At 72.9% G+C, this 24,138-nt stretch carries 21 protein-coding genes and 1 pseudogene; 9 read left to right on the plus strand and 13 right to left on the minus strand.

Annotated elements, in window-relative coordinates; genetic code table 11:
- Positions 1–2,054, minus strand: a 2,054-nt coding sequence (locus IE124_RS23800; RefSeq protein ID WP_189509988.1) for a type I polyketide synthase, incomplete at its 3' end; no start/stop codon positions are given.
- 804 nt (positions 2,055–2,858) lie between these two features.
- Between IE124_RS23800 and erm (IE124_RS23805) the strand changes: the two genes are divergently transcribed.
- The gene (erm, locus tag IE124_RS23805) at positions 2,859–3,869 is read left to right on the plus strand and encodes a 23S ribosomal RNA methyltransferase Erm (protein ID WP_189509989.1); all 1,011 of its coding nucleotides are present in this window, start codon (positions 2,859–2,861) and stop codon (positions 3,867–3,869) included.
- 596 nt (positions 3,870–4,465) lie between these two features.
- Here the strand turns inward: erm (IE124_RS23805) and erm (IE124_RS23810) are convergent.
- From erm (IE124_RS23810) to IE124_RS23820, 3 genes and pseudogenes are all read right to left on the minus strand, one after another.
- Positions 4,466–5,224: pseudogene (gene erm / locus IE124_RS23810) on the minus strand (23S ribosomal RNA methyltransferase Erm); the annotation flags it as partial.
- Between the two features lie 307 nt (positions 5,225–5,531).
- The gene (msrA, locus tag IE124_RS23815) at positions 5,532–6,200 is read right to left on the minus strand and encodes a peptide-methionine (S)-S-oxide reductase MsrA (RefSeq protein ID WP_189509991.1); all 669 of its coding nucleotides are present in this window, start codon (positions 6,198–6,200) and stop codon (positions 5,532–5,534) included.
- Positions 6,201–6,298: 98 nt separating this feature from the next.
- Entirely contained in the window at positions 6,299–7,408 is a 1,110-nt protein-coding gene (locus IE124_RS23820; protein WP_189509992.1) for a hypothetical protein, read from the minus strand.
- Positions 7,409–7,480: 72 nt separating this feature from the next.
- Here IE124_RS23820 and IE124_RS23825 point away from each other — a divergent pair, with 72 nt between their 5' ends.
- The gene (locus IE124_RS23825; protein ID WP_189509993.1) at positions 7,481–8,635 is read left to right on the plus strand and encodes a cystathionine gamma-synthase; all 1,155 of its coding nucleotides are present in this window, start codon (positions 7,481–7,483) and stop codon (positions 8,633–8,635) included.
- A 59-nt stretch (positions 8,636–8,694) separates the two neighbouring features.
- On the opposite strand, the gene IE124_RS23830 is transcribed toward IE124_RS23825, so the two are convergent.
- The 4 genes from IE124_RS23830 to IE124_RS23845 form a co-directional block, all read right to left on the minus strand.
- Entirely contained in the window at positions 8,695–8,886 is a 192-nt protein-coding gene (locus IE124_RS23830; protein WP_189509994.1) for a DUF1059 domain-containing protein, read from the minus strand.
- Positions 8,887–8,959: 73 nt separating this feature from the next.
- Positions 8,960–9,211 (minus strand): hypothetical protein, encoded by a 252-nt coding sequence (locus IE124_RS23835; RefSeq protein ID WP_189509995.1) that lies wholly within the window; start codon positions 9,209–9,211, stop codon positions 8,960–8,962.
- Positions 9,208–9,702 (minus strand): sigma factor-like helix-turn-helix DNA-binding protein, encoded by a 495-nt coding sequence (locus tag IE124_RS23840; protein ID WP_189509996.1) that lies wholly within the window; start codon positions 9,700–9,702, stop codon positions 9,208–9,210. Before IE124_RS23840 ends, IE124_RS23835 begins: the two co-directional genes overlap by 4 nt.
- 31 nt (positions 9,703–9,733) lie before the next feature.
- Positions 9,734–10,261, minus strand: a complete 528-nt coding sequence (locus tag IE124_RS23845; RefSeq protein ID WP_189509997.1) for a MarR family winged helix-turn-helix transcriptional regulator — start codon at positions 10,259–10,261, stop codon at positions 9,734–9,736.
- A gap of 149 nt (positions 10,262–10,410) precedes the next feature.
- Between IE124_RS23845 and ilvA the strand changes: the two genes are divergently transcribed.
- The 3 genes from ilvA (at position 10,411) to IE124_RS23860 (ending at position 13,632) form a co-directional block, all read left to right on the plus strand.
- The gene (gene ilvA / locus IE124_RS23850; protein WP_189509998.1) at positions 10,411–11,640 is read left to right on the plus strand and encodes a threonine ammonia-lyase; all 1,230 of its coding nucleotides are present in this window, start codon (positions 10,411–10,413) and stop codon (positions 11,638–11,640) included.
- A 157-nt stretch (positions 11,641–11,797) separates the two neighbouring features.
- Positions 11,798–12,829: an ATP-binding cassette domain-containing protein gene (locus IE124_RS23855; protein ID WP_189509999.1), complete on the plus strand. Its 1,032-nt coding sequence runs from the start codon at positions 11,798–11,800 to the stop codon at positions 12,827–12,829.
- A gap of 5 nt (positions 12,830–12,834) precedes the next feature.
- Positions 12,835–13,632: an ABC transporter permease gene (locus IE124_RS23860; RefSeq protein ID WP_189510327.1), complete on the plus strand. Its 798-nt coding sequence runs from the start codon at positions 12,835–12,837 to the stop codon at positions 13,630–13,632.
- A 51-nt stretch (positions 13,633–13,683) separates the two neighbouring features.
- Here IE124_RS23860 and IE124_RS35420 read toward each other — a convergent pair whose 3' ends face one another.
- The 4 genes from IE124_RS35420 to IE124_RS23880 all read right to left on the minus strand — a co-directional run bounded on the left by IE124_RS35420 (position 13,684) and on the right by IE124_RS23880 (position 19,682).
- The gene (locus IE124_RS35420; RefSeq protein ID WP_189510000.1) at positions 13,684–16,017 is read right to left on the minus strand and encodes a serine/threonine-protein kinase; all 2,334 of its coding nucleotides are present in this window, start codon (positions 16,015–16,017) and stop codon (positions 13,684–13,686) included.
- Positions 16,018–16,038: 21 nt separating this feature from the next.
- Positions 16,039–18,495, minus strand: a complete 2,457-nt coding sequence (locus IE124_RS23870; RefSeq protein ID WP_189510001.1) for a serine/threonine-protein kinase — start codon at positions 18,493–18,495, stop codon at positions 16,039–16,041.
- A gap of 98 nt (positions 18,496–18,593) precedes the next feature.
- Positions 18,594–19,091, minus strand: coding sequence for a transcription elongation factor GreA (gene greA / locus IE124_RS23875; RefSeq protein ID WP_150266605.1), 498 nt, complete (start codon positions 19,089–19,091; stop codon positions 18,594–18,596).
- 189 nt (positions 19,092–19,280) lie between these two features.
- On the minus strand, positions 19,281–19,682 hold the full coding sequence (locus IE124_RS23880) for a DUF4307 domain-containing protein (RefSeq protein WP_189510002.1): 402 nt from the start codon (positions 19,680–19,682) through the stop codon (positions 19,281–19,283).
- A gap of 97 nt (positions 19,683–19,779) precedes the next feature.
- On the opposite strand from IE124_RS23880, the gene mca reads away from it, so the two are divergent.
- The 4 genes from mca to IE124_RS23900 all read left to right on the plus strand — a co-directional run bounded on the left by mca (position 19,780) and on the right by IE124_RS23900 (position 23,594).
- Complete coding sequence (mca, locus tag IE124_RS23885; protein ID WP_189510003.1) at positions 19,780–20,661, plus strand: mycothiol conjugate amidase Mca; 882 nt, start codon at positions 19,780–19,782, stop codon at positions 20,659–20,661.
- The gene (locus tag IE124_RS23890) at positions 20,654–20,899 is read left to right on the plus strand and encodes a hypothetical protein (RefSeq protein ID WP_370468808.1); all 246 of its coding nucleotides are present in this window, start codon (positions 20,654–20,656) and stop codon (positions 20,897–20,899) included. The genes mca and IE124_RS23890 overlap by 8 nt, the downstream gene beginning before the upstream one ends.
- 189 nt (positions 20,900–21,088) lie before the next feature.
- Positions 21,089–21,595 (plus strand): hypothetical protein, encoded by a 507-nt coding sequence (locus tag IE124_RS23895; RefSeq protein WP_189510005.1) that lies wholly within the window; start codon positions 21,089–21,091, stop codon positions 21,593–21,595.
- Positions 21,573–23,594 (plus strand): thioredoxin domain-containing protein, encoded by a 2,022-nt coding sequence (locus IE124_RS23900; RefSeq protein WP_189510006.1) that lies wholly within the window; start codon positions 21,573–21,575, stop codon positions 23,592–23,594. The genes IE124_RS23895 and IE124_RS23900 overlap by 23 nt, the downstream gene beginning before the upstream one ends.
- 77 nt (positions 23,595–23,671) lie before the next feature.
- On the opposite strand, the gene IE124_RS23905 is transcribed toward IE124_RS23900, so the two are convergent.
- Positions 23,672–24,079: a rodlin gene (locus IE124_RS23905; RefSeq protein WP_189510007.1), complete on the minus strand. Its 408-nt coding sequence runs from the start codon at positions 24,077–24,079 to the stop codon at positions 23,672–23,674.
- Between the last annotated feature and the right edge of the window lie 59 nt (positions 24,080–24,138).

The raw sequence follows: 24,138 nt of genomic DNA on the forward strand, positions 1-24,138 counted from the left end.
ATGGACCGGCTGCGTAGGGCGACGACGCGGGCGGCATCCTCCAGGCTCAGTGCCCCGGCGACGCAGGCGGCGGCGATCTCGCCTTGCGAGTGCCCGATGACCGCCTGCGGGGTCACGCCGTGGTGCTGCCAGAGCTTGGCCAGCGAGACCATGACGGCGAAGGTGACGGGCTGCACCACATCGACCCGCTCCAGCGACGGCGCACCGGGCGCCTGCCGGACGACGGCCTCCAGTGACCAGTCCACATACGGCGCGAGTGCGGCCTCGCACTCGGCCATGGCGGACGCGAACTCCGGGAAGGCGCCCAAGAGCTCGGCACCCATCCCGGCCCACTGCGTGCCCTGCCCGGGAAACACGAACGCCACCCGACCGACACCGGAGGCCACGCCCCGGACCAGCCCGTCCGGCTCGGCCAGCGCGGCCGCCAGGGCGTCCGTCCCGCGGCCGACGGCGACGGCCCGGTGCTCGAACTCCGCCCGCCCCTCGGCCAGTACGCGCGCCACCGCACCCGCGTCGACGTCATCCGCGCGATCCCGGGAGGCGAACGCGGCAAGCCGTCCGAGCTGCGCGTCCAGTGAGGCCGGGGTCTTCGCCGACACCACCCAAGGCACCACACCGCCGCGACCGCCGCCGCCGTCACCATCGACCGTCGCCCCGTCGACCGAAGCGGAAGCGCTCTCGACCGCCGCCGGGGCCTCTTCGAGCACCACGTGCGCGTTCGTCCCGCCCATGCCGAACGAGGACACCCCGACGACCATCCGCTGCCCGTCGTGCTCCGGCTCCCACGGCAGGTACTCCGTGTTGACCCGGAGGTTCAGTTCCTCGAACGGGATCGCCGGGTTCGGGGTCTCGTAGTTGAGGCTCGCGGGCAGCGCGCGGCCGCGGAGCGCCAGGACGGCCTTGATGAGGCCGGCGATCCCGGCCGCGCCCTCCAGGTGCCCGATGTTCGTCTTCACCGAGCCGACCAGGAGGGGGTGTCCGTCCGGGCGGCCGGTGCCGAGGGCGGCGCCGAGGGCCGCGGCCTCGATCGGGTCGCCCACGGGGGTGCCCGTGCCGTGCAGCTCGACGTACCGCACGTCGGCGGGCGCGGTCCCGGCCCGCTCGTGGGCCTCGCGGAGCACGGCCTCCTGCGCCTGCGCGTCGGGGGTCGTCATGCCCTGGGCGGCGCCGCCGTTGTTGACGGCGCTGCCCCGGATCACGGCGAGCACCGGGTCGCCGTCGGCGAGGGCCCGGGAGAGCCGCTTCAGCAGCACGAAACCGCCGCCCTCGCCGCGTACGTAGCCGTTGGCGCGGGCGTCGAAGGTGTAGGCGCGGCCGTCGGGGGAGAGGCCGCCGAACTTGCTCGCCCCGATGGTGCTGTCCGGCACCAGGTTGAGCGAGACGCCGCCGGCGAGGGCGAGTTCGGACTCGCCGCGCCGCAGGCTCTCGCAGGCGAGATGGACGGCGACGAGCGACGAGGACTGGCCGGAGTCGACGACCATGCTGGGGCCGCGGAGCCCGAGCGTGTAGGAGAGCCGGTTCGCGATGACGCCCCGGTGGAGGCCGGTGACGGTGTGCGGGGTGATCGCGGCGCCGCCCTGGCGGTGCTTCAGGGTGGCGTAGTCGTCCCAGATGGCGCCGGCGAAGACGCCGGTACGGGTGCCGGCGAGCGAGGACGGGTCGATCCCGGCGCGCTCCAGGGCCTCCCAGCCCAGCTCCAGGGCGAGCCGCTGCTGCGGGTCCATCTCGGCGGCCTCACGGGGTGAGATGCCGAAGAAGGCGGCGTCGAAGCGGTCGACGTCCTCGATGAAGCCGCCCCACCGGGTGTTCATGCGGCCGGGGGCGGAGCGGTCCGGGTCGTAGAGGTCGTCGGCGTTCCAGCGGTCCGCGGGCACGTCGGTGACGGCCTGACCGCCCGACGCCAGGAGGTCCCAGAACTCTCCCGGGTTCCGGGCGCCGGGGACCCGGCAGGAGATGCCGACGACGGCGACGGGTTCCGCTGTGCCGTGCGCGGAACCGGCGTCGTTCGACACGGACACGAATTCCTCGGACTCACTCTTGGACACTGTCGACATCTCTCCACGAATCATTTCGGCGCGCACATCACCGGTGGAAGCAGGAGAGAAGGAGTGCTCGGCACGATCAGGGCCGCCGGGGGCCACCCCCGTCGGACCCGTACTTCCCCCATGTCCCACGCTGCCGCTCCACGCCCTGTCACCGGTGTTCTCGCACCGGTCCTGGTAATTCCGGCTGAAGACATCCGGCTCCGTTTCCGGAAGCCGCCCTTTCACCCAACCCCAGGGCACCCCCCCTATGCTCCCCCTATGTTCCCCCTATACCTGGTGTCGACCCCAGGCCACGGGTGTCGGGAGGCGCCAAGGACCCCCCTTCCCGGGATGTCCGGCGGTGGTGCGCGCCGGGCGCGTGGTCGCCCATGGTGTCGTGCCGTCTCCCGCTCTATACCAACGGCTGGGAAATCCACGCCAGGTAAAGGGATGGGTAACGGCAGATGCCCAGGGAATGGCTGGATTTCGCCCCCGACTTGACATACTCAGATCGCGAAGGCGATGGCGGTCGGTCTCCGGCCGACTCAACCCCGCCCATCTGGAGCCTTGTTGGCCGGACCTCGCACGACAACCCTCCGTGTGCCTCCAATGTCACTCCGTCGCAGTTCACTTGGGGTCCGACGGATTCGCTGCGACCCTCGGCCCCTCGTTCACCCCCGTCCGTGCGCCCGTCACCGGCCACTCCGTGATCTCTCACAACTCCCTTACTCGGGAACACCGCTGGGCGAAGTCGCTCCCCAGCCGACCGGCGGACCGTGAGGTATGGTCCGTGTCAAGTCCATTGACCACGGCATCCAGGGGAGGGGATCGTTCATGGCAATGCGCGACTCCATACCGAGGCGAGCGGACCGAGACGTCCTGCGCCGCGAATTAGGCCAGAACTTCCTCCAGGACGACAGAGTCGTGCGCAATCTCGTCACGCACGTCGAGGGGGGCGGCGGGAACGTTCTCGAAATCGGCCCCGGGAAAGGCGCGATAACCCAGGAGCTGGTGCGCTCCTTCGACACCGTGACGGTCGTCGAGATGGACCCTCACTGGGCCGCGCACGTGCGGCGGAAATTCGAAGGAGAGAGGGTCACCGTATTCCAGGGTGATTTCCTCGACTTCCGAATTCCGCGCGATATGGACACGGTCGTCGGGAACGTGCCCTTCGGCATCACGACACAGATACTCCGGCGCCTCCTCGAATCGACGAACTGGCAGTCCGCCGCCCTGATCGTGCAGTGGGAGGTCGCCCGCAAACGCGCCGGTCGCAGCGGCGGATCGCTGCTCACGACCTCCTGGGCCCCCTGGTACGAGTTCGCGGTCCACGACCGCGTCCGCGCCTCGTCGTTCCGCCCGATGCCCCGGGTCGACGGCGGCGTCCTGACGATCCGGCGACGCCCCCGGCCCCTGCTGCCGGAGAGTGCGAGCCGCGCCTTCCAGAACTTCGCCGAAGCCGTCTTCACCGGGCCCGGACGAGGCCTCGCGGAGATCCTCCGCCGCCACATCCCCAAGCGGACCTACCGTTCCCTCGCCGACCGCCACGGAATTCCGGACAACGGACTGCCGAAGGACCTGACGCTCACCCAATGGATCGCCCTTTTCCAGGCCTCCCAGCCGGGTTACGCGCCGGGGGTGCCCGGCGCCCGCCAGCCCGCCCAGGGCGGCGGCAGGGAGAGGGACTACGAGCTCGTCGAGCCCAACAGGTCCACCGCGCCCGGAGGCCGCAGATACGGCCCCACCCGCGGCGGCGACCCCTGCGCGCCCCGCGCGCAGGTCCGGCAGACGAAGGGCCGCCAGGGCGCGCGAGGCTCGTCGTACGGACGCCGCACGGGCCGCTGACCGGCGGACGAACAAGCCGGCTCCGCGAGGGCCGCTGACCGGCGGACGGACGAGCCCTCCGTACGGACGGACGAGCCCGCCGTGCGGACGGACGAGCCGGCTCCGCGAGGGCCGCTGACCGGCGGACGGACGAACCCTCCGCACGGACGGCCGCCCGGGCCGCTGACCGCCCGCCGGACGAGCCCTCCGTACCGACAGCCGCCCGGGCCGCTGACCGCCCGGCGGACAGGTCCCGCGTACGGACCGCCCGCCGGACAAGCCCCGCGTAGGGACCGCCCGCCGGACAAGTCCCGCATACGGACGGCGCCCCGGCCGCGGACCGCCCGGCGGGCAAACCCCTGTCCGCCTCCCGCTGGTCTGGAGCGGGAGGCGGACAGGTGCCGGGGGACGGCTCACGCGCTCTCCGGCCGCCCCCTGCCCCACCTCTGGCCGGTCCCGCCGGAGCTCCGCACGGCCTGCCCCCGGCCGCGCCGCGCCTGCGGCACGCCCCACCGGCCCGCGGGCACCCGCCCGCCCCCGTGACCGGCCCCGACCCGCGCCGCCCCGAACGGTCCGGCAGCGGCTGCCGGACCGTCGAATGCCCCGTCGGCGGTCCCGCCGGTCAGCTCCCACAGCGAGGCCCACTGCCCGGGCTTGAGGTCCTTGGGCAGCGCGTGCGGCGAGATCTCGTTCCGCCGCAGCCAGGTCGCCAGGTCCCGCTGCGAGATCCGCCCGGTGCGCCGCAGGATCTCCTTCAGGCCGTTCCCCTTGCCGGTGAACACCTGGCGCACGAAGTCCTGGTACGTCTTCACCTGTCCCACGAGCGGCGCGGACCGCCGCCGGATGGCCAGGACCCCGCCGTCCACGCCCGGCATCGGACGGAACGCGCGCGCGGGGACCCGGGAGTGCAGGTCGAACTCGTACCAGGGCGCCCAGCTGGCCGTCAGCAGGGTCGCCCCGCCGACGCCGGCCCGGCGCCGGGCGACCTCCCACTGGACGAGGAGGACGGCGGTGTGCCAGTGCTGGGCGTCGAGCAGCCGCCGCATGATCGCCGTCGTCAGGTGGAAGGGGACGTTGCCGACGACCACGTGCGGATGGCGCGGCAGCGGGAACTGCAGGAAGTCGTGGTGCACCACGGTCACATGACCGGGGGTGCGGACGCCGAGACGCTGCGCGCGCCGGCCGTCGAGCTCGACGGCGGTGATCGGCCTGCCGTGCCTGCTGAGCGGCAGGGTCAGGGCGCCGTCACCGGAACCGATCTCCAGTATCGGACCCTTGGTCCTGGCCACCAGGCCGTCGATCTCGTCGATCACTGACCGGTCGACGAGGAAGTTCTGGCCGAGCTCGTGTCGGCCGCCCTGCGGGGAAAATGGCATGAGTCTGCTCCGCGAAACCGTTCGGAACCGGAGCAGCACGAAGAGCCGCACCGGCGGGGACCCGGAAGCGGAGGGCCTGAACGAACGCGAGAGCGCGAGTACCGACGCAGGAGTGCGAGGACGCGCGGAGAACGAGACGCGTGAGGAGGGCCCGCCGCTAGGAGCGGCGCAGCCTCATGTAACGGGCCTGAGAGTGGCAGAACTGCATGGCGCCAGCGTAACACCGCCGGAAACCGACCCTGTTGGGGTTCCCGGGGACGCCGATGCCCCCGCCGGCCGGCGAGGCCTGCGGGGGCATCGGCCGAGCTCACGCCCCCGGGGCCTCGGCGACGCCGATCGGGCAGGAGACACCGGTGCCGCCGATGCCGCAGTAGCCCGCGGGGTTCTTGTCCAGATACTGCTGGTGGTACGCCTCCGCCGGATAGAACGGGCGCTCGTCGTCCGCCGGCAGGACGTGCGTGGTGATCTCGCCGTAGCCCGAGCGCGCGAGGACCTGCCGGTACGCCTCGCGGGAGGCCTCGGCCTTCGTCGCCTGGGCGGGGCTGTGGGTGTAGACCGCCGAGCGGTACTGGGTGCCCACGTCGTTGCCCTGGCGGAAGCCCTGCGTCGGGTCGTGGGACTCCCAGAAGAGCTTCAGGAGGGACTCGTACGAGACCTTCGACGGGTCGAAGACGACCCGGACGACCTCGGTGTGGCCGGTCAGGCCGGAGCACACCTCCTCGTAGACCGGGTTCGGGGTGTGGCCGCCCTGGTAGCCGACGAGGGTCGTCCAGACGCCCTCGGTCTGCCAGAACTTGCGCTCGGCGCCCCAGAAACAGCCCAGGGCGAAGTCGGCGACCTCCAGGCCCTCGGGGTAGGGGCCGAGGAGCGCGTTGCCGAGGACCGTGTGGCGCTCCGGGACGGAGAACTCCGGCTCCGGGCGGCCGCGCAGGGCCTGCTCGGGGGTGGGGAGGACGGGGGTGCGGGACAGGAACATGCTGCATCTCTCCTCGACGTCGGCAGTCCTCACAACAAGAGAGGGCCGGGAGGGATTCCCCCCGGCCCCAGGCCCTCGTTCCGTCAGCGCGACGGTCGTCAGCGCGGCAGCGTCACCGGGCTCCCGCCGTTCGCCTCGTACCCCGCCACCGCCAGGTTCCGGAAGACCGTGTACTCCGCCGCCGGGTCACCGCTCAGCGTCCACGGCACCGCGCCCACGTGCCCGTCGATGTGCACCAGCTGGTGCATGGCCTCCGACCAGCGCTCGCCGCGCACCAGGAACCAGACCAGCAGGTGGCGGACGTGCGCCAGCATCGGGTCGTCGCGCCGGGCCGAGTGGACCGCGTACAGCGCGCCCTCGGTCGCCTTGCTCACCACGGCCGTACGGAAGAAGTCCTGCACGAGCACCACCTCGGGCACGTGCTCGTACACCGCGAACAGCGGCAGCGCCGCCAGCAGCGAGCCCCGCGGGGCTCGCGCCGCGGCCGTCGTCGCGAAGTGGTCGGCCTCCTCGCGCGAACCGTGCCACTTCTCGCACCAGTAGTGCAGGGCCGCCAGGTGCGCCCCCATGTGCTGCGGAGCCCGGTCGATGACCTTCGCCCACACCTGGTCGAACTGCTCGTGGCTGTAGCCGAGGCCCCGCGCCACGGCCAGCTGCGTGATGTACGGGACGGGGTCGCCGGGCGCGAGCAGTGCCGCCTCCTCGGTGACCTTCAGCGCCTCCTCCAGGATGATCCGGAAGTCGTCGGACCCCGCCGACGAGGACCGCCACGCCTGCTGCACCAGGAACTCGGCGTGCACCGCCGCCGCGCCCGGGTCCTTCGGCGCGTCCGCCCGCCAGGCCCGCAGCCACGCCCCGCCCACGCCGGGCCTCTCCTGGAGCTCCAGGGAGGCCGCGCCGGCGAAGGCCTGGACGCGCTGCCAGCGCACCTCGCCGTCCTTGTCGGTCTCGGCCAGCAGCCGCGAGGCCGCCCGCCACTCCTGGGTGGCCTGGACGACGTCGAGGACGTGGAGCAGGTCGTCGTCGGCGCCGGGCAGCCGTACGTCCAGCTGCTCCTGCCGTACGAAGCCGTACGCCTCCGGGTCCGCCGCGTCCGGCGCCCCCGGCGCGACCTGACGGATCCCGACACCGCCCCGGCGGCGCCGCAGGTAGGGGCCGAGGATGCTGACCAGCAGCACGATCGCGATCAGGAACCAGAGAATCTCCATGTGTCCATTGTCCAGGACACCCGGTGAGACGAACGAAGCGGCGGGGGGCGCTCGGGACTACGCTCCTGACCCATGAGCGACCAGCACTCCCACCAGAGCTTCGAGACCCGCGCGATCCACGCGGGCAACACCGCCGACCCGCTGACCGGCGCGGTCGTCCCGCCCATCTACCAGGTGTCCACCTACAAGCAGGACGGCGTGGGCGGGCTGCGCGGCGGATACGAGTACAGCCGCAGCGCGAACCCGACCCGTACCGCCCTGGAGGAGAACCTGGCGGCACTGGAGGGAGGCCGGCGCGGTCTCGCCTTCGCCTCCGGGCTCGCCGCCGAGGACTGCCTGCTGCGCACCCTCCTCGCCCCGGGCGACCACGTGGTCATCCCGAACGACGCCTACGGCGGCACCTTCCGGCTCTTCGCCAAGGTCGTGGAGCGCTGGGGCGTCGACTTCTCCGTGGCGAACACCTCGGACATCGAGTCCGTACGGGACGCCGTCAACGACCGTACGAAGCTGATCTGGGTCGAGACCCCCTCGAACCCGCTCCTCGGCATCACCGACATCGAGGCCGTCGCGGGCGTCGCCCGCCAGGCCGGCGTGAAGCTCGTCGTCGACAACACCTTCGCCTCGCCCTACCTCCAGCAGCCGCTGGCGCTCGGCGCGGACGTCGTCGTCCACTCGCTCACCAAGTACATGGGTGGTCACTCGGACGTCGTCGGCGGCGCGCTCGTGACGGCCGACGAGGCGCTCGGCGAGGAGCTCGCCTACCACCAGAACGCGATGGGCGCGGTCGCCGGGCCCTTCGACTCGTGGATCGTGCTGCGCGGCATCAAGACGCTCGCGGTGCGCATGGACCGGCACAGCGAGAACGCGGCGAAGATCGTCGAGATGCTGACCCAGCACCCGAAGGTCACCCAGGTCCTCTACCCGGGCCTGCCCGAGCACCCGGGCCACGAGGTCGCGGCCAAGCAGATGCGCTCCTTCGGCGGCATGATCTCCTTCCGCGTCGAGGGCGGCGAGGAGGCGGCGGTCGAGGTCTGCAACCGCGCGCAGCTGTTCACGCTCGGCGAGTCGCTGGGCGGCGTCGAGTCGCTCATCGAGCACCCGGGCCGCATGACGCACGCGAGCGTCGCGGGCTCCGCCCTGGAGGTCCCGGCCGACCTGGTCCGCCTCTCCGTGGGCATCGAGAACGTCGAGGACCTGCTCGCGGACCTCCGCCAGGCCCTGGGCTAGCCCGTACGGAACGGAGGGCCCGGACGTCACCCGCGGGCGGCGTCCGGGCCCTCCGCCGCTCAGGTCCCGGGCAGCGAGTCCTTCAGTTCGGCCCGCACCTCCGCGCGGAGCTCGGGAGTGTCCGTGTGCTCGTGCACGGACACCATGTGCTCGACGGCAGCCCGTACGACCTCCTCCTCCTCGCCCGAGATGTAGAGCGAGCAGCCGGAGACGCTCGGGGTGTCCCGGCAGTCCGTTGCTTTCCTGGCCATGGCGACCTCCAGTCGGCCCCTTCTCCAGGCTAGGTCCGTCCGCGTCGGCCTTCGAGTCCGCAGGCCGTCGGGCTCACCAGCCTTCGAGCGGTGGTGTGGTCTCCGCCGGCGGGACCTCCCACGGGCGCTCCACCGACGCCCACACCACGAAGGCGAACGCGGCGACCACGAACAGGCACCACAGCACCCGGCGCGCCACCCGGTCCCGGCGGGCCCGCCGCGCCCCGCGCTCCACTGCCCTGACGGCGAGGTCGGCGGGGACCGGCGGGTGCGGGGTGTCCAGCATCCGCCGGACCGCCGCCTCCTTGTCCTCCTGCCGGCTCACGCGACGGCCTCCCGCCCGGGAGTGCGCCCCGCCGCCCGGAGCGCGGCGACCGAGCGGGCGCAGACGGCGCGGACGCGCGCCTCGGAGAGCCCGAGCAGTGCGGCGACCTGCTCCTCGGCCACGCCCTCGTACAGCCGGAGCACGACGACGAGCCGTTCCTGCGGGCCGAGCGCGGCCAGCGGGCCCCGGCCGCCGTGATGGCGCCACGCGGTGCGGGCGAAGCGGGCGGCGAGGTCGCGCCGCGCGAGGTCGTACGGGTCCTCGCCGCGCAGCCGCCCCCACACCGCGTACGTATGCGCGAGGGCGGCGCCCAGCAGGGCCCTGGCGTGCGGGTTGGCGGTGGGGGGCTCGGCGGTGAGCAGGGTCGCGGCATGCAGCAGCCGGCCCGCCGCCCCGGCCACGAACGCCTCGAACTCCCGGGTGCGGTGGGGCGGTTCGCCGTGTGGGCGATGACGCGTCCGGTCGCCGGGTCCGCTCCGATGCTCTCGCACCCCCTCATAGGAGGGCAGCGGGAGGCCGGGGTCAAGAGGTCGGCGCGGACTCCGTCCCCGTGCCGCCCGGGCCGTGCCCCGAGTGGGCCGACTGCCGTGCGGACAGGGCGGTGTTGAAGCGCGTCAGCAGGGTGCAGAAGGACTCGCGCTCGGCCTGCGTCCAGCCCTCCGTGACCTCCACCATCAGCTGGCGGCGCGAGGAGCGGACCTCCTCCAGGCGGGCGAGGCCGCGCGGCGACAGCTGGAGCACGACCGCGCGCCCGTCCTCCGGGTGCGAGGTCCGCTTGACCAGGCCGGTGTCGACGAGCGGGGCGACCTGCCGGGTGACCGTGGAGGAGTCGATCCCCATGCCCGCCGCGAGCGCCTTGACGCCCATCGGCCCTTCCTGGTCCAGCCGGTTGAGGAGGAGGTAGGCGGCCCGGTCCATGGAGTTGCGGAGCTGCCCCGTGCCGCCGAGTCGGGTCTGCTCGGCCCGGCGGGCGAAGACGGCCACCTGGTGCTGGAGGGCGTCGAGGAGACCGGGGTCGAGCTCAGTCGTCATGTCCTGAGATGTGGGCATGGCTGTGGGTCTCTCTCGTGCGGGGGTGGTCGGTCGGTGGGGGACAGAGTACGCGGACCCGAGGGGGTCCGTACCGGGGCTGCGCAAACCCGATCCGGCACCCGTCCTCCGGGCGGCCACGAGGGCGGTGAGCTGCGAGACTTGCTGTCATGAGCTTCCGTACGCGAGACCCCTTGCACCACCTCATGCTGGACGATGTCCGCGGCGCGCAGAAGATGCTGTCCGGGGTGGCGCGGGTGACCGCTATGGAGGGCAGCCGCCATCTGTCGTCGCTGGTGGGGGCACCCGTCCACCTCAAGTGCGAGAACCTCCAGCGGACGGGCTCCTTCAAGCTGCGCGGGGCGTACGTGCGGATCGCGGGGCTGCGGCCCGAGGAGCGGGCCGCGGGGGTCGTCGCCGCCTCGGCGGGCAATCACGCGCAGGGCGTCGCGCTCGCCTCGAAGCTGCTCGGTGTGCACGCGACGGTCTTCATGCCGGTCGGCGCCCCGCTGCCGAAGGTCGCGGCCACCCGGGAGTACGGCGCCGAGGTCCGGATGCACGGCCATGTCGTCGACGAGACGCTGGCGGCGGCGGAGGCGTACGCGCGGGAGACGGGCGCGGTCTTCATCCACCCCTTCGACCACCCCGACATCATCGCGGGGCAGGGCACGGTCGGCCTGGAGATCCTGGAGCAGTGCCCGGAGGTCCGGACGATCCTCGTGGGCGTCGGCGGCGGCGGCCTCGCGGCCGGCGTGGGCCTCGCCGTGAAGTGGCTGCGCCCCGACGTGCGGGTGATCGGTGTGCAGGCGGAGGGCGCGGCCGCGTATCCGCCGTCGCTGGCCGCCGGCCATCCGGTGGCGATCGAGTCGCCGGTGACGATGGCGGACGGGATCAAGGTGGGGCGGCCGGGCGACGTGCCGTTCGCGCTGGTCCGGGAGTACGTGGACGAGATCCGTACGGTCTCCGAGGACGACCTGTCCTCGGCGCTGCTGCTCTGCCTGGAGCGGGCGAAGCTGGTCGTCGAACCGGCCGGCGCCAGCCCGGTGGCGGCGATCCTCGCGGACCCGACGGCCTTCCAGGGGCCCGTGGTCGCGATCCTGTCCGGCGGGAACGTCGACCCGCTGCTCCTCCAGCGGATCCTGCGGCACGGCATGGCCGCCGGGGGCCGCTATCTGAACCTGCGGCTGCGCGTGACGGACCGGCCGGGGGCGCTGGCGACCCTGCTCGCGGTCCTCACGGTCGTCGACGCGAACGTCCTCGACGTGGGCCACGTGCGGACGGACCCGCGTCTGGGCCTGACAGAGGCGGAGGTCGAGCTGCACCTGGAGACGAAGGGTCCTGAGCACTGCCATGAGGTGGCGGAGGCGCTGCGAGAGGCGGGCTACACGGTCCTCGGCTGACCCGGGCCGGTGCGCCGGACCCTGCGTGCGCCCCCGCGCACGTGGGGGCGCACAGACTCCATGATCATGTGACGGGGGTCACGAATTCACTGGGCGGGGACCGCCGGGCAAACCTAGGATCGGTAGGAAACGCCCGAATCTCCCTGGGAGAACCCACATGCCAGGCGCGATCTACGCCGAGGGTCTGGTGAAGACCTTCGGTGACGTACGAGCTCTGGACGGCGTCGATCTCGACGTACCCGAAGGCACGGTCCTGGGCCTCCTCGGCCCGAACGGCGCGGGGAAGACCACCACTGTGCGGGTGCTGACCACCCTGCTCCAGCCCGACAGCGGCCGGGCCGTCGTCGCCGGGGTCGACGTCCTCAGGCATCCCGAGAAGGTCCGCCGCTCGATCGGCCTCTCCGGCCAGTTCGCGGCGGTCGACGAGTACCTCACCGGCCGCGAGAACCTGCAGATGGTCGGCCAGCTTTACCAGATGAAGGCGAAGGCGGCGAAGGTCCGCGCCGACGAGCTGCTGGAACGATTCCGCCTCGCGGACGCCGCCGACCGCACCGCCAAGACGTACTCCGGCGGCATGCGCAGGCGCCTCGACCTCGCGGCGGCCCTCGTCGTCTCCCCGCCCGTCATGTTCATGGACGAGCCGACCACCGGCCTCGACCCGCGCAACCGGCAGGCGCTCTGGGAGGTCATCAAGGAGCTCGTCGCGGGCGGCACGACCCTGCTCCTCACCACGCAGTACCTGGAGGAGGCCGACCACCTCGCCCACGACATCTGCGTCGTCGACCAGGGCAAGGTCATCGCACGCGGCACCTCCGACCAGCTCAAGGCCCAGACGGGCGGCGAGCGCGTCGAGGTCGTCGTCCACGAACCGGACATGATCGCGGGCGCCCGCGGCGTCCTCGGCCGCTACGGCATCGCGGGCCGGGGCCCGGACGAGGTCTCCGTGGAGGACCACACCCGCAAGCTCACCGTCCCCGTCTCCGGCGGCGCCAAGCTGCTCGCCGAGGTCATCCGCGACCTGGACGCCGTCGGCGTCGAGATCGACGACATCGGCCTGCGCCGCCCCACCCTCGACGACGTCTTCATCTCCCTGACCGGCCACGCGGCCGCGCTCACGGAGGAGGAGAACGGCGGCCCGCCCGAGGCGGACGGCCGCGGCCGACGGCAGACGAAGGAGACGGCCAAGTGAGCACGATGAACGACTCCCTGGTCATCGCCAGGCGCAACCTCATCCGCATGACCAGGATCCCCGAGATGATCCTCTTCGGGCTGATCCAGCCGGTGATGTTCGTGATCCTCTTCACGTACGTCTTCGGCGGCTCCATGAGCATCGGCGGCAGCACCGACCCGGACGTCTACAAGAACTTCCTGATGGCCGGAATCTTCGCCCAGACCGTCACCTTCGCCACGGCCGGCGCGGGCGCCGGCATCGCGGACGACATGCACAAGGGCCTCATCGACCGCTTCCGCTCCCTGCCCATGGCACGCGGCGCGGTCCTCACCGGCCGCACCCTCGCCGACCTCGTCCAGACGGCGCTGACGCTCCTGGTCCTCGCGATCGTCGCGCTGATCATCGGCTGGCGCCCGGGCTACGCGGAGCCGACCAACTTCGGCCGGGTCATGGCCGGCTTCGGCCTGCTCCTCCTCCTCGGCTACGCCTTCACCTGGATCGGCGCCCTCATCGGCCTCTCGGTCCGCACCCCGGAGGCGGCGACGTCCGGGGGCCTGATCTGGCTCTTCCCGGTCACGTTCATCTCGAACGCGTTCGTGGACTCCAGCCAGATGCCGTCCTGGCTCCAGCCGATCGCCGAGTGGAACCCCTTCAGCGCCACCGTCCAGGCCTGCCGCACGCTCTTCGGCGACCCGGGCGTCTCACCGTCCGACGCGTGGCCGATGCAGTACCCGGTGTGGGCGTCGCTGATCTACTCCGTCCTGATCGTCGCCATCTTCCGCACGCTCTCGGTCCGCAAGTACCGCCGGGCTGACGGCTGACGGCTGCCGGCGGGGTCCGGGGGGCCGAGTGAACGGCCCCCCGGGTGCCGGTCAGGGCAGGTAGCCGGAGAGCACGAGACCGTCGGGGAAGGCCAGGAAGGCCGCCCCGCCGGCCAGCAGGGCGTCTCCGACGGCCTGGGCGTCGAAGCCGTCGGGCAGGTTGGGATTGAAGTCCTTGACGTCGTTCGACGAGGCCGGACCGTCCTGCGGGTAGGAGAGGACCGTCTCCGTCCCCACCGTGACGATCCGGTCGCCCGCGAAGTACACCCGAGCCACGGTGCCCTGCGGGACGGGCGCAAAGGCGCTCCACCGCTCCCGGCCGCTCGCCAGGTCGTACACGGCCAGCCGCTGACCGCTCACCACCGCGACCAGACCGTCCGCGTTCACGGCGGGACCGGCCGTCACCCCCGCGCCGAAGGACCGTTCCACCCGCAGGGTCGTCCCGTCGAGCACGGTCACGCCGCTCCGGGTGTCCAGGCAGAGCAGGCTTCCGCGCTCCTCGTGCACGGTGAACCGCTGGCAACCCTCCGGCCCCCGCGCCGTCTCCTTGCCGGTCGCCGCGTCCAGCGCCACCGGCACGATCCCGAGCGGCACGTACACCCGCCCGTTTGCCGCCACCGGCTGCTCGGGCAGGGCGTCCAGGGGGCTCCGCCACAGCTCGCGGCCCACCTGCTTCCCCTCGCCGCCGAGCCGCACCGCCGTCACCAGCCCGGCCTGCTTCTCCTCCCGCAGGTTGATGTAGGCCGTGTAGAGCACGCCGTCCGTGAAGTCGCTCCCCTTCACGGCCCAGTCGGCCCCGGGCCCGGGCACCGTCCCCCGCTTCCCGCCGTCCTGGAGGCCGTACGCGACGACGCCCTCGGCCCCGGTCACGTAGACCCGGTCCCCGACGACCGCCGGGTACTGGGCGCTCGCCCGCAGCCCGTCCGCGTTCGTGCGTGCCGGGACCGACCACAGCTCGCGCCCGTCCGCCGCGTTCAGCCCCACGAGTGAGCCCCCCGTGCCCGCGCAGACCAGCACCTTCGGCGAGAGGGAGCAGGCGCCGTCGGTCGCCTCGGTGCGGGCGGTCCAGGGAGACCAGCCCGCCGGGCGGTGCGAGCGGCTCGTCGCCGCCGTGCCGAAGTCGTTGGTGCGCCCCGCGCCGCCGTACGGCAGGACGACCTGGCTCAGGGTCTGCGGCGCCGGATTGCCCGAGGCGGTCGGGGCCACCGACGTGCTCGCGCTCGGCCCCGCGGCCTCCCCGGACCCGCCCGGCCCGTCCGTCTGCCGCGCCAGCACGACGCCCACCGCCGCGAGGACCGCCACCGCCATCACGCCCGCGACCACCGCCCCCCGGGTGCGGCGCTTCCGCCCCTCGGGCGCCGGGGCCGCCGGGGCCGCCGGGGCCGCCGGCCGGTCCGGCACGGCCGTGGGGGAGTACGGCACGACGGGCCCGAGCGTCGGCAGGTCCGCCACACCCGTGCCCGAGGCCGCCGCCTCGCCGATCGTCCGCGCCGCCTCCCCGTACTCGGCGAGCAGCGACAACACCCCGCCCGGCCAAGGGAAGACCTCCGGCGCGCCCTCCTCGCCACTCAGAAGAGCCGCCAACTCCCCGGCGGACGGCCGCTCCTGCGGATCGAGCCGCAGGCAGCGCTCCAGCGTCGGCCGCAACTCCTCCGGTACGCCCGACAGTTCGGCCTCGGCCCGGGTGATCCGGAAGATCACGGCCGCCATCTCGTCGTCGTGGAACGGGCCCCGGCCGCTCGCCGCGAACGCCAGCACCGCGCCCAGGCAGAAGACGTCCGACGCCGGCACCACCGACCTGCTGCCGGCCAGGTGCTCCGGCGACATGAAGCCCGGCGAGCCCACGACGAGCCCGGTCGAGGTCAGCGCCGTCGCCTCGAAGGCCTGCGCGATGCCGAAGTCGATCAGCTTCGGCCCGGCGGCGCCGAGCAGGACGTTCGCGGGCTTGAGGTCCCGGTGCAGCACCTTCAACCGGTGCACGTCCGCGAGCGCCGTGGCGAGCGCGACCCCGAGGGCCCGCACGGCCGCGACGGGCAGCGCCCCGGCGTGCACGACGGCCTCGGCGAGCGAGGGACCCGGCACGTACTCGGTCGCGAGCCACGGCGAGGGCGCGTCGGCGTCGGCGTCCACGAGCCGCGCCACGCCCGGCCCGTCCACGGTCCGGGCCGCCGCGATCTCCCGCCGGAACCGGGTCCGGAAGTCCCCGTCGACCTCCAGGTCCTCCCGCACGGTCTTCACGGCGACCATCCGGTGCGGATCGGCCGTCGGCTCGTCGGTCCGGCAGGCGAGGTGGACCTCGCCCATGCCGCCCGCTCCGAGCCGGGCGAGCAGCCGGTAGGGGCCGACGAGCTTCGGGGGCCGGCCGGACGGGAGAGCCTTCAACACCGAACAGGTCCTCTCAGAGCGTTACTTGGGCAGCTCGACGGAGGCCACGGCCCCCTTGTCGTAGACGATGTACGCGATCCCGCCGACCGGCAGGACCTCCGGAGCCCGGACCTCCTTCGACACGAAGGTGCCGAAGCCAGGGACCCGTTCCTCCTCCGCGACGCGCGGCCCGGGCGCCCCGGGCACCGGGGTGACCTTCAGCCCGGCGGGCTTCCCGTCGGCGCCGAGGCGCACGGTGTAGAGCGAGGAGAAGTCGGCGTACACGACTTGGTCGCCGGCGAGCAGCGGCGAGGACATGGCCTGGGCGAGTCCGGCGGGCGGAGCCTTCAGCGGGTACGAGGCCAGGGTCCGGCCCGTGCGCGGATCGAGGACGGCCACCGCCTTGCCGGAGGTGACGACGGCGTTCGGGCCGACGGCGGCCGGGGCGGCCGTGCTGAGCGGCGCGGGCACGGACGCCCGGGCGGCGAGCGTGCGGGCGTCCATCGCGTGCAGGGTGACCGGCGCGTTGCGCGTCCGGGCCGAGCTCGCGCAGTACCCGGAGTCGCCGAGGACCTTGAGGTCGAGGCACTCCCTGGCGGCCGGGTCGGCCTCGCCGAGCAGGGTGCCCGACTTCCCGTCGTACGCGACGAGACCGCCCTGGCTCAGGGCGTAGACGACGCCCTTCGCGTAGGCCACCGGCTCGTACGCCCGCCGCTCGGCGTTCGAGATCTCCGCGTTGGTGAGCCCCTTGGTCCACAGCTCCTTGCCGTCGGCGAGCGAGAAGGCGGTGAGGGCCACCTGGTCGTCCCCGTTGTCCTCGGCCACCTGCGTGGCGGCGAAGACGACTCCGTCGCCGACCAGCGGCCTCGTGTCCCAGATGAACTGGGGGCCGAGGGCGGGCTTCTCCCAGCGCACCGCGCCCGTCCGAGCGTCCCGCACCTGCAGCTCCCGGCCGGTGACGAGCACCACGTTCCCGTCGTGGACGGTGGGCCGGGTGCTGTCCCGGGCCACGAAGAACACGGCGCGGTCGCTCATGTACGACTCGTCGGGGGTCTCCGAGTCGACCTTCGCCTCCCACAGCTGCTTCCCGCTCGCCGGGTCGAGCGCCTCGTACCGCCCGTCGGTCGTGCGGCAGACGAGCACCTTCTCGCCGGCGGAACAGCCGTGCGCGGGCGCGCTCAGCTTCGCCTTCCAGGGCTTCCAGCCGGCCGGGCGCTGGGCCGTGTTCTGCGGGACCACGCCCGAGGCGTCGGCCAGGCCCCGGTCGTCGACACCGGCGATGCGCGGCGCGGCGGGCGGTGCGGCGGGCGGCGGCGCGGCCTCGGCCGGCGGCTTCTTCACCTCGCCCTCGGGCCACAGCAGGTACGTGCCGAGCCCGCCGGCGACGACGGCGAGCGCAAGGACGGCGGCGAGGACCCTCCCCCGCCGTCCGCGCGGCGCGGGAGCGGGGGGCGCCAGCGGTGCCACCGGTGCCTGCGTGGGTACGGAGTGCAGACCGGGCACCTCGGGCGTGACGACCGGTCCCGCGGCGGCCGCCGCCTCCAGGAGCGGTCCGCCCGAGGCGACGAGCTGGGCGAGTTCCGTCCCGTACTCGCCGATGTGCTCCCGTACGCCCTCCGGCCAGGGGAAGCGGCTCCCGGCGTCTGCTTCGAGGAGCTCCGCGAGCCGCTCCGGCGTGGGCCGGTCCGCGGGATCGAGGGCGAGGCAGGCGGCGACGACCTCGCGCAGCTCCTCCGGCACCCGGTCCAGGTCGGCCTCGGCCTGCGAGACCCGGTACAGGACGGCGGCGAGCGGACCGTCGCCGAAGGGGTCCTCGCCGGTCGCCGCGTAGCAGAGCAGCGAGCCGAGGCAGAAGACGTCGGAGGCGGCCGTCACGCGCCGGGCGCCGGCCACGTGCTCGGGGGACATGAAGGCGGGCGTGCCGACCATGACGCCCGTGGCGGTCATGGTGGTGGCCGTGCTGCTGCGGGCGATGCCGAAGTCGATGAGGCGGGGCCCGTCGACGGAGAGCATGACGTTGCCGGGCTTGAGGTCCCGGTGCAGGACCCCGGCCGCGTGCAGGTCGGCGAGGGCGCGGGCCACCCCGGCGCCGAGGGCGCGCACGGTGGCGACGGGCAGCGCGCCGCCGCGCCGCACGGCCTGGGAGAGACTGGGCCCGGGGACGTACGCGGTGGCCAGCCAGGGCACTTCTGCGTCGGCGTCGCCGCCGACGGGCGCGGCGGCGTGCGGACTGGAGACGAGCGCCGCGACCCGGATCTCGCGCCGGAAGCGGTCCCGGAAGGCGGGGTCGCCGGCGACGTCGCGCCGGACAGTCTTCACGGCGACGAAGACCCCGGTCTCCGTGACGTCCGGCCCGTCCTCCGAAGCGTCCCGTCCATCCCGCGAGTCCCGGGCGAGGAAGACCTCGCCCATGCCGCCGGCCCCGAGCCGGGCCATCACCTCGTACGGTCCGATCTGCCGTGGCGTGCCCTCACGCAGCGGTCCCAGCACTTCGCCCATCCCCCTCATGACGCGACGTCAGGCCGCATCATTGCATGTGCATGCAAGCCGAAGGGCCGGCCCCCGGAGGGGCCGGCCCATCGACGAAGGCGTGTGGCTCAGCCGGTGTACGGCTTGGCGCTGAGGATCTTCACCGTGGCCTTCTTGCCGTTCGGCAGCTCGTATTCGGCGTCGTCACCGGCCTTCTTGCCGTTGACGCCGACGCCGAGCGGCGACTGCGGCGAGTAGGTCTCGATGTCGTCGCTCGCGTACTCGCGGGAGGCGAGCAGGAAGGTCATCGTGTCGTCCTCGTCGCCGTCGAAGGCGATCGTGACGACCATGCCGGGCTCGACGACGCCGTCGTCCGCCGGGGCCTCGCCGACCTTGGCGTGCTGGAGCAGCTGGGTGAGCTGGCGGACCCGGAGCTCCTGCTTGCCCTGCTCCTCCTTGGCCGCGTGGTACCCGCCGTTCTCGCGCAGGTCTCCCTCTTCGCGCGCGGCGGCGATCTTGGCCGCGATCTCGGTACGCGCGGGACCAGACAGGTACTCAAGCTCACCCTTGAGCTTGTTGTACGCCTCCTGGGTGAGCCAGGTGACGTTGTCGCTGGTCTGGGTCACAGGTGCTCCTCGTAGGTACTGGGAATACAAAGCATCGCCCAACACGGGCAGCGGGCGCTTCCCGGGCGGGCGAAACCACGAGCCTAACAATGAGTGGCGAAAAGCGGGAGGACATCAATCATCAAGATGGCGTCACCCCAGGTCACGGTCGTGACCCGCCGGGACTCGTCACCCGGTCCCTACCCACCGCTACCGCGCCGTACACCCCACGAGCTCGGCACTCGTCGCGAGCGCGGTGGTGCGGAGCGTGAAGACCTCGTCGACACGGCCGGCGGGGTCGTCGATCCGCACGTCCTTGCGGGCGACCTCGGCACCGTCCTCGGAGCGCGACCGCAGCGTGCAGACGCCCTCGACGCCCTCGTCCTTGCGGATCTCCAGGTGCACCTGCACCTCGGTGGGGCTCACCACGTCGAACTTGATCATCTCGGCGCTGATCCGGCTGTCGACGACGTAGTGCCAGCCGAACCAGCCCATCATGCCGAGGAAGAGGACGCCGAGCACGGCGCCGGTCACCTTGAGCTTGCGGTCCGCCCGCTCGTCCGCGGAGCGCCCGTAGCGCCCTTCGGGCAGCTGCTCTCGCACCGCGCTCATGGTGGATCCTCTCGAAGCCGGGGTGGCGGAATTTTCCCTCCCCCGATTCCGTCACTATAGAAGCCTGCCTCCGCGTCGAATCACTGAGGATCGAGTCTTGACTGACCAGCTGCGACTGATGGCCGTTCACGCCCACCCCGACGACGAGTCGAGCAAGGGTGCGGCCACGATGGCCAAGTACGTGTCCGAGGGGGTGGACGTCATCGTGGTGACGTGCACGGGCGGCGAGCGCGGCTCGGTCCTCAACCCCCAGCTCCAGGGTGACGCCTACATCGAGGCGAACATCCACGAGGTCCGCCGCAAGGAGATGGACGAGGCCCGCGAGATCCTCGGCGTATCCCAGGAGTGGCTGGGCTTCGTCGACTCGGGTCTCCCCGAGGGCGACCCGCTGCCCCCGCTCCCCGAGGGCTGCTTCGCCCTCCAGGACGTCGACACGGCGGCCGGCGAGCTCGTCCGCAAGATCCGCTCGTTCCGCCCGCAGGTCATCACGACCTACGACGAGAACGGCGGCTACCCGCACCCCGACCACATCATGACCCACAAGATCACGATGGTGGCCTTCGAGGGCGCGACCGACGCCGTGAAGTACCCGGAGGCCGAGTTCGGCCCGGTCTGGCAGCCCCTGAAGCTCTACTACAACCAGGGCTTCAACCGTCCCCGTACGGTCGCGCTGCACGAGGCGCTGATCGCCCGCGGGATGGAGTCCCCGTACGGCGAGTGGCTGGAGCGCTGGAAGGAGTTCCAGCGCGCGGAGCGGACGCTGACCACCTTCGTTCCCTGCGCCGACTTCTTCGAGACCCGCGACAAGGCCCTGATCGCCCACCGCACCCAGATCGACCCCGACGGCGGCTGGTTCCGGGTCCCGATGGAGATCCAGAAGGAGGTCTGGCCGACGGAGGAGTACGAGCTCAGCAAGGCGCTGGTGCCGACTTCCCTCCCCGAGGAAGATCTCTTCGCGGGCATCCGCGACAATGCCTGACATGAGCGCACACCTGGCACTGACCCAGCTTGTCCCCTTCGCCGCCGAAGAGCTGGACAAGAACAAGGTGACCCCCGGCGTCCTCGGCTTCGTCGTCTTCGCCGTCATGGCCGTCGCGGTCTGGATGCTGATGAAGTCGATGAACCGCCACATGGGCAAGGTCTCCTTCGAAGAGGCCCCGGACCCGGCCGCCGCCCCGGACGCCCCGGCCGCGCCGGCCGGCGCCTCGGGCAAGTAGCGACGACCGCTCCCCGGCCCGTACCCCGGCGGTACGGGCCGGGGGCGTTCCGGCTGCCTGGACTACGCTGACGAAGATCCTGCCGACGGTGCGGATCGCGTGTCAGGAGGGTGCGGGCGTGAACGGGTCGTATGCGTTAGGTCACCGCGTCGCGCGTCCACGCGCGACGCCGGCCGCGTCGGAGCGGCCGTGAGCCACGTGCCCGTGAGCGACGTGCCCGTGATCGCGGCGGAGGGCGCCACGGTCGTCCTGGACGGGACCACGCCGCTCGCGGACGGCGCCCCGGCCGACCTGCTCCTGCTCGTCACGGGTTCGGTGGTGCTGGTCCTCGGCGCCAGGTTCCTGCGCGAGATGAAGACGAACCTCCCGATCGAGCTGCTGCTCCCCATCGTCACGCCGCTGGGCGACCTCTCCGCCCTCAGGGTCTTCCTGTGGCAGTTCGACGGCCTCGTCGTCGTCCTGGCCGGCGCCCTCGTCATGAACGGCATACCGACGGCCCCCGGCGCGGCCCTGACCGCCCTGGGCATCACCGCCTACTGCCTCTGGGCAGGCCTGCGCCGCACGGGCCGACCTCTCGGCCCCCTCCTCACCCGCCTCGCCCACGCCCAACGGCACAGTTCCACGGGGGAGGGGATCCCGCACGAGCCCGGGGCGGCAGGGCAGGATGGGCCCCATGCCGAACCGACTGGCCCATGAGACCTCCCCGTACCTCCTGCAGCACGCCGACAACCCGGTCGACTGGTGGCCCTGGTCGGCCGAGGCCTTCGAGGAGGCCCGCCGCCGCGACGTCCCCGTGCTCCTGAGCGTCGGCTACAGCTCCTGCCACTGGTGCCACGTGATGGCCCACGAGTCCTTCGAGGACGACGCCATCGCGGCCCTGGTCAACGACCACTTCGTCGCCGTCAAGGTCGACCGCGAGGAGCGCCCCGACGTCGACGCCGTCTACATGGAGGCCGTGCAGGCCGCCACCGGCCAGGGCGGCTGGCCCATGACGGTCTTCCTCACCCCGGACGCCGCCCCCTTCTACTTCGGCACGTACTTCCCGCCGGAGCCCCGCCACGGCATGCCCTCCTTCCCCGACGTCCTGGAAGGCGTCCGCGACGCCTGGGCCGACCGGCGCGACGAGGTCGGCGAGGTCGCCGACCGGATCGTCAAGGACCTCGCCGGCCGCTCCCTCGCCTACGGCGGCGACGGCGTCCCCGGCCAGGAGGAGCTCGCGCAGGCCCTCCTCGGCCTCGTCCGCGAGTACGACGCCACCCGCGGCGGCTTCGGCGGCGCACCCAAGTTCCCGCCGTCGATGGCCCTGGAGTTCCTGCTCCGCCACCACGCCCGTACGGGCTCCGAGGGCGCCCTCCAGATGGCCGCCGACACCTGCGAGGCCATGGCCCGCGGCGGCATCTACGACCAGCTAGGCGGCGGCTTCGCGCGCTACGCCGTCGACCGGGCGTGGGTCGTGCCCCACTTCGAGAAGATGCTGTACGACAACGCCCTGCTCTGCCGGGTCTACGCCCACCTGTGGCGGGCCACCGGCAGCGACCTGGCCCGCCGGGTCGCCCTGGAGACCGCCGACTTCATGGTCCGCGAGCTCCGCACCCCCGAGGGCGGCTTCGCCTCCGCCCTCGACGCCGACTCGGACGACGGCACCGGCAAGCACGTCGAGGGTGCCTACTACGCCTGGACCCCGGAGCAGCTGACCACCGTCCTCGGCGCGGAGGACGCCGCCCTCGCCGCCGCCCACTACGGCGTCACCGAGGACGGCACCTTCGAGCACGGCAGCTCCGTCCTCCAGCTCCCGCAGGGCTCCGGAGTCGCCGACGCCGACCGGCTCGCCTCGATCGCGGCCCGCCTCCTCGCCGCCCGCGAGGAGCGCGAGCGCCCCGGCCGCGACGACAAGGTCGTCGCCGCGTGGAACGGCCTCGCCATCGCCGCCCTCGCCGAGACCGGGGCGCTCCTCGACCGCCCCGACCTGATCGAGCGCGCCACCGAGGCCGCCGACCTGCTCGTCCGCGTCCACATGGACGAGACCGCCCGGCTCACCCGCACCTCGAAGGACGGCCGGGCCGGCACCAACGACGGGGTCCTGGAGGACTACGCCGACGTCGCCGAGGGCTTCCTCGCCCTCGCCGCCGTCACCGGCGAGGGCGCCTGGCTCGACTTCGCCGGCTTCCTCCTGGACCTGGTCATCGACCGCTTCACGGCCGAGGGTGGCGCGCTGTACGACACCGCCCACGACGCGGAGACCCTCATCCGCCGCCCGCAGGACCCCACGGACAACGCCGCCCCTTCGGGATGGACCGCCGCCGCCGGAGCGCTCCTCTCGTACGCCGCCCACACCGGCTCCGAGGCCCACCGGGCCGCCGCCGAGGGAGCCCTCGGCGTCGTCAAGGCCCTCGGCCCGCGCGCGCCCCGCTTCATCGGCTGGGGCCTGGCCGTCGCGGAGGCCCTCCTCGACGGGCCCCGCGAGATCGCCGTCGTCGGCGCCCCCGGCGACGAGGCCTTCCAGGAGCTGCGCCGTACCGCACTCCGGGCCACCGCCCCCGGCGCGGTCCTCGCGACCGGCGCCCCCGACAGCGAGGAGTTCCCGCTCCTGAAGGACCGACCGCTGGTGGCCGGCAGGCCCGCCGCGTACGTCTGCCGCCACTTCGTGTGCGATGCCCCCGTCACCGATCCGGCCGAGCTCACCGGAAGGCTGTGAGCCCGGCGCCGTAACGGGGACGGCCCCGCCGCCCCTCCGAGGAGGGGAGGCGGGGCCGCCGCACCGAGCGCGGTCGCTCAGCTGTTGCCGGCGCCGTTGCCCGAGAGGACCGGGATGTCGCTGAGGATGTGCGACAGCGGCTCGTCACCCTTGGCCTGGGTGGAGTTCTCGGTGCACTGCTGGTTCTGCGGGGAGGACAGGACGTTGATGTCCTGGACGGCGATCGGGATGGCGCCGATGAGCGAACCGGCGTTGACCTTGGCCGGCAGGCCGATGCACGGCTTGTTCAGGGAGCCCTGGACGAGCGCGAACTGCGGGCTCATGTTGCCGTAGGTGGCGGAGTTGCCGAACTCCTGGTGGGCACCGTTGCCGCTGAGCGAGGTGGTGCCACCGTCGTCGGCGATCGCGAGAGCCTGCCCGGCACCCGCCGCCGTCGCGCCGACGACCGACGCGGCCACAGCAACCGTAGCCAACAGCTTCTTCATTAGTTCAGGCCTTTCGGATACTGGCTCGCGCTGAGTGCCGAGCCGTGCTGATCAACTGG

Source organism: Streptomyces narbonensis (genome assembly GCF_014649015.1).
Lineage (GTDB): Bacteria > Actinomycetota > Actinomycetes > Streptomycetales > Streptomycetaceae > Streptomyces > Streptomyces narbonensis.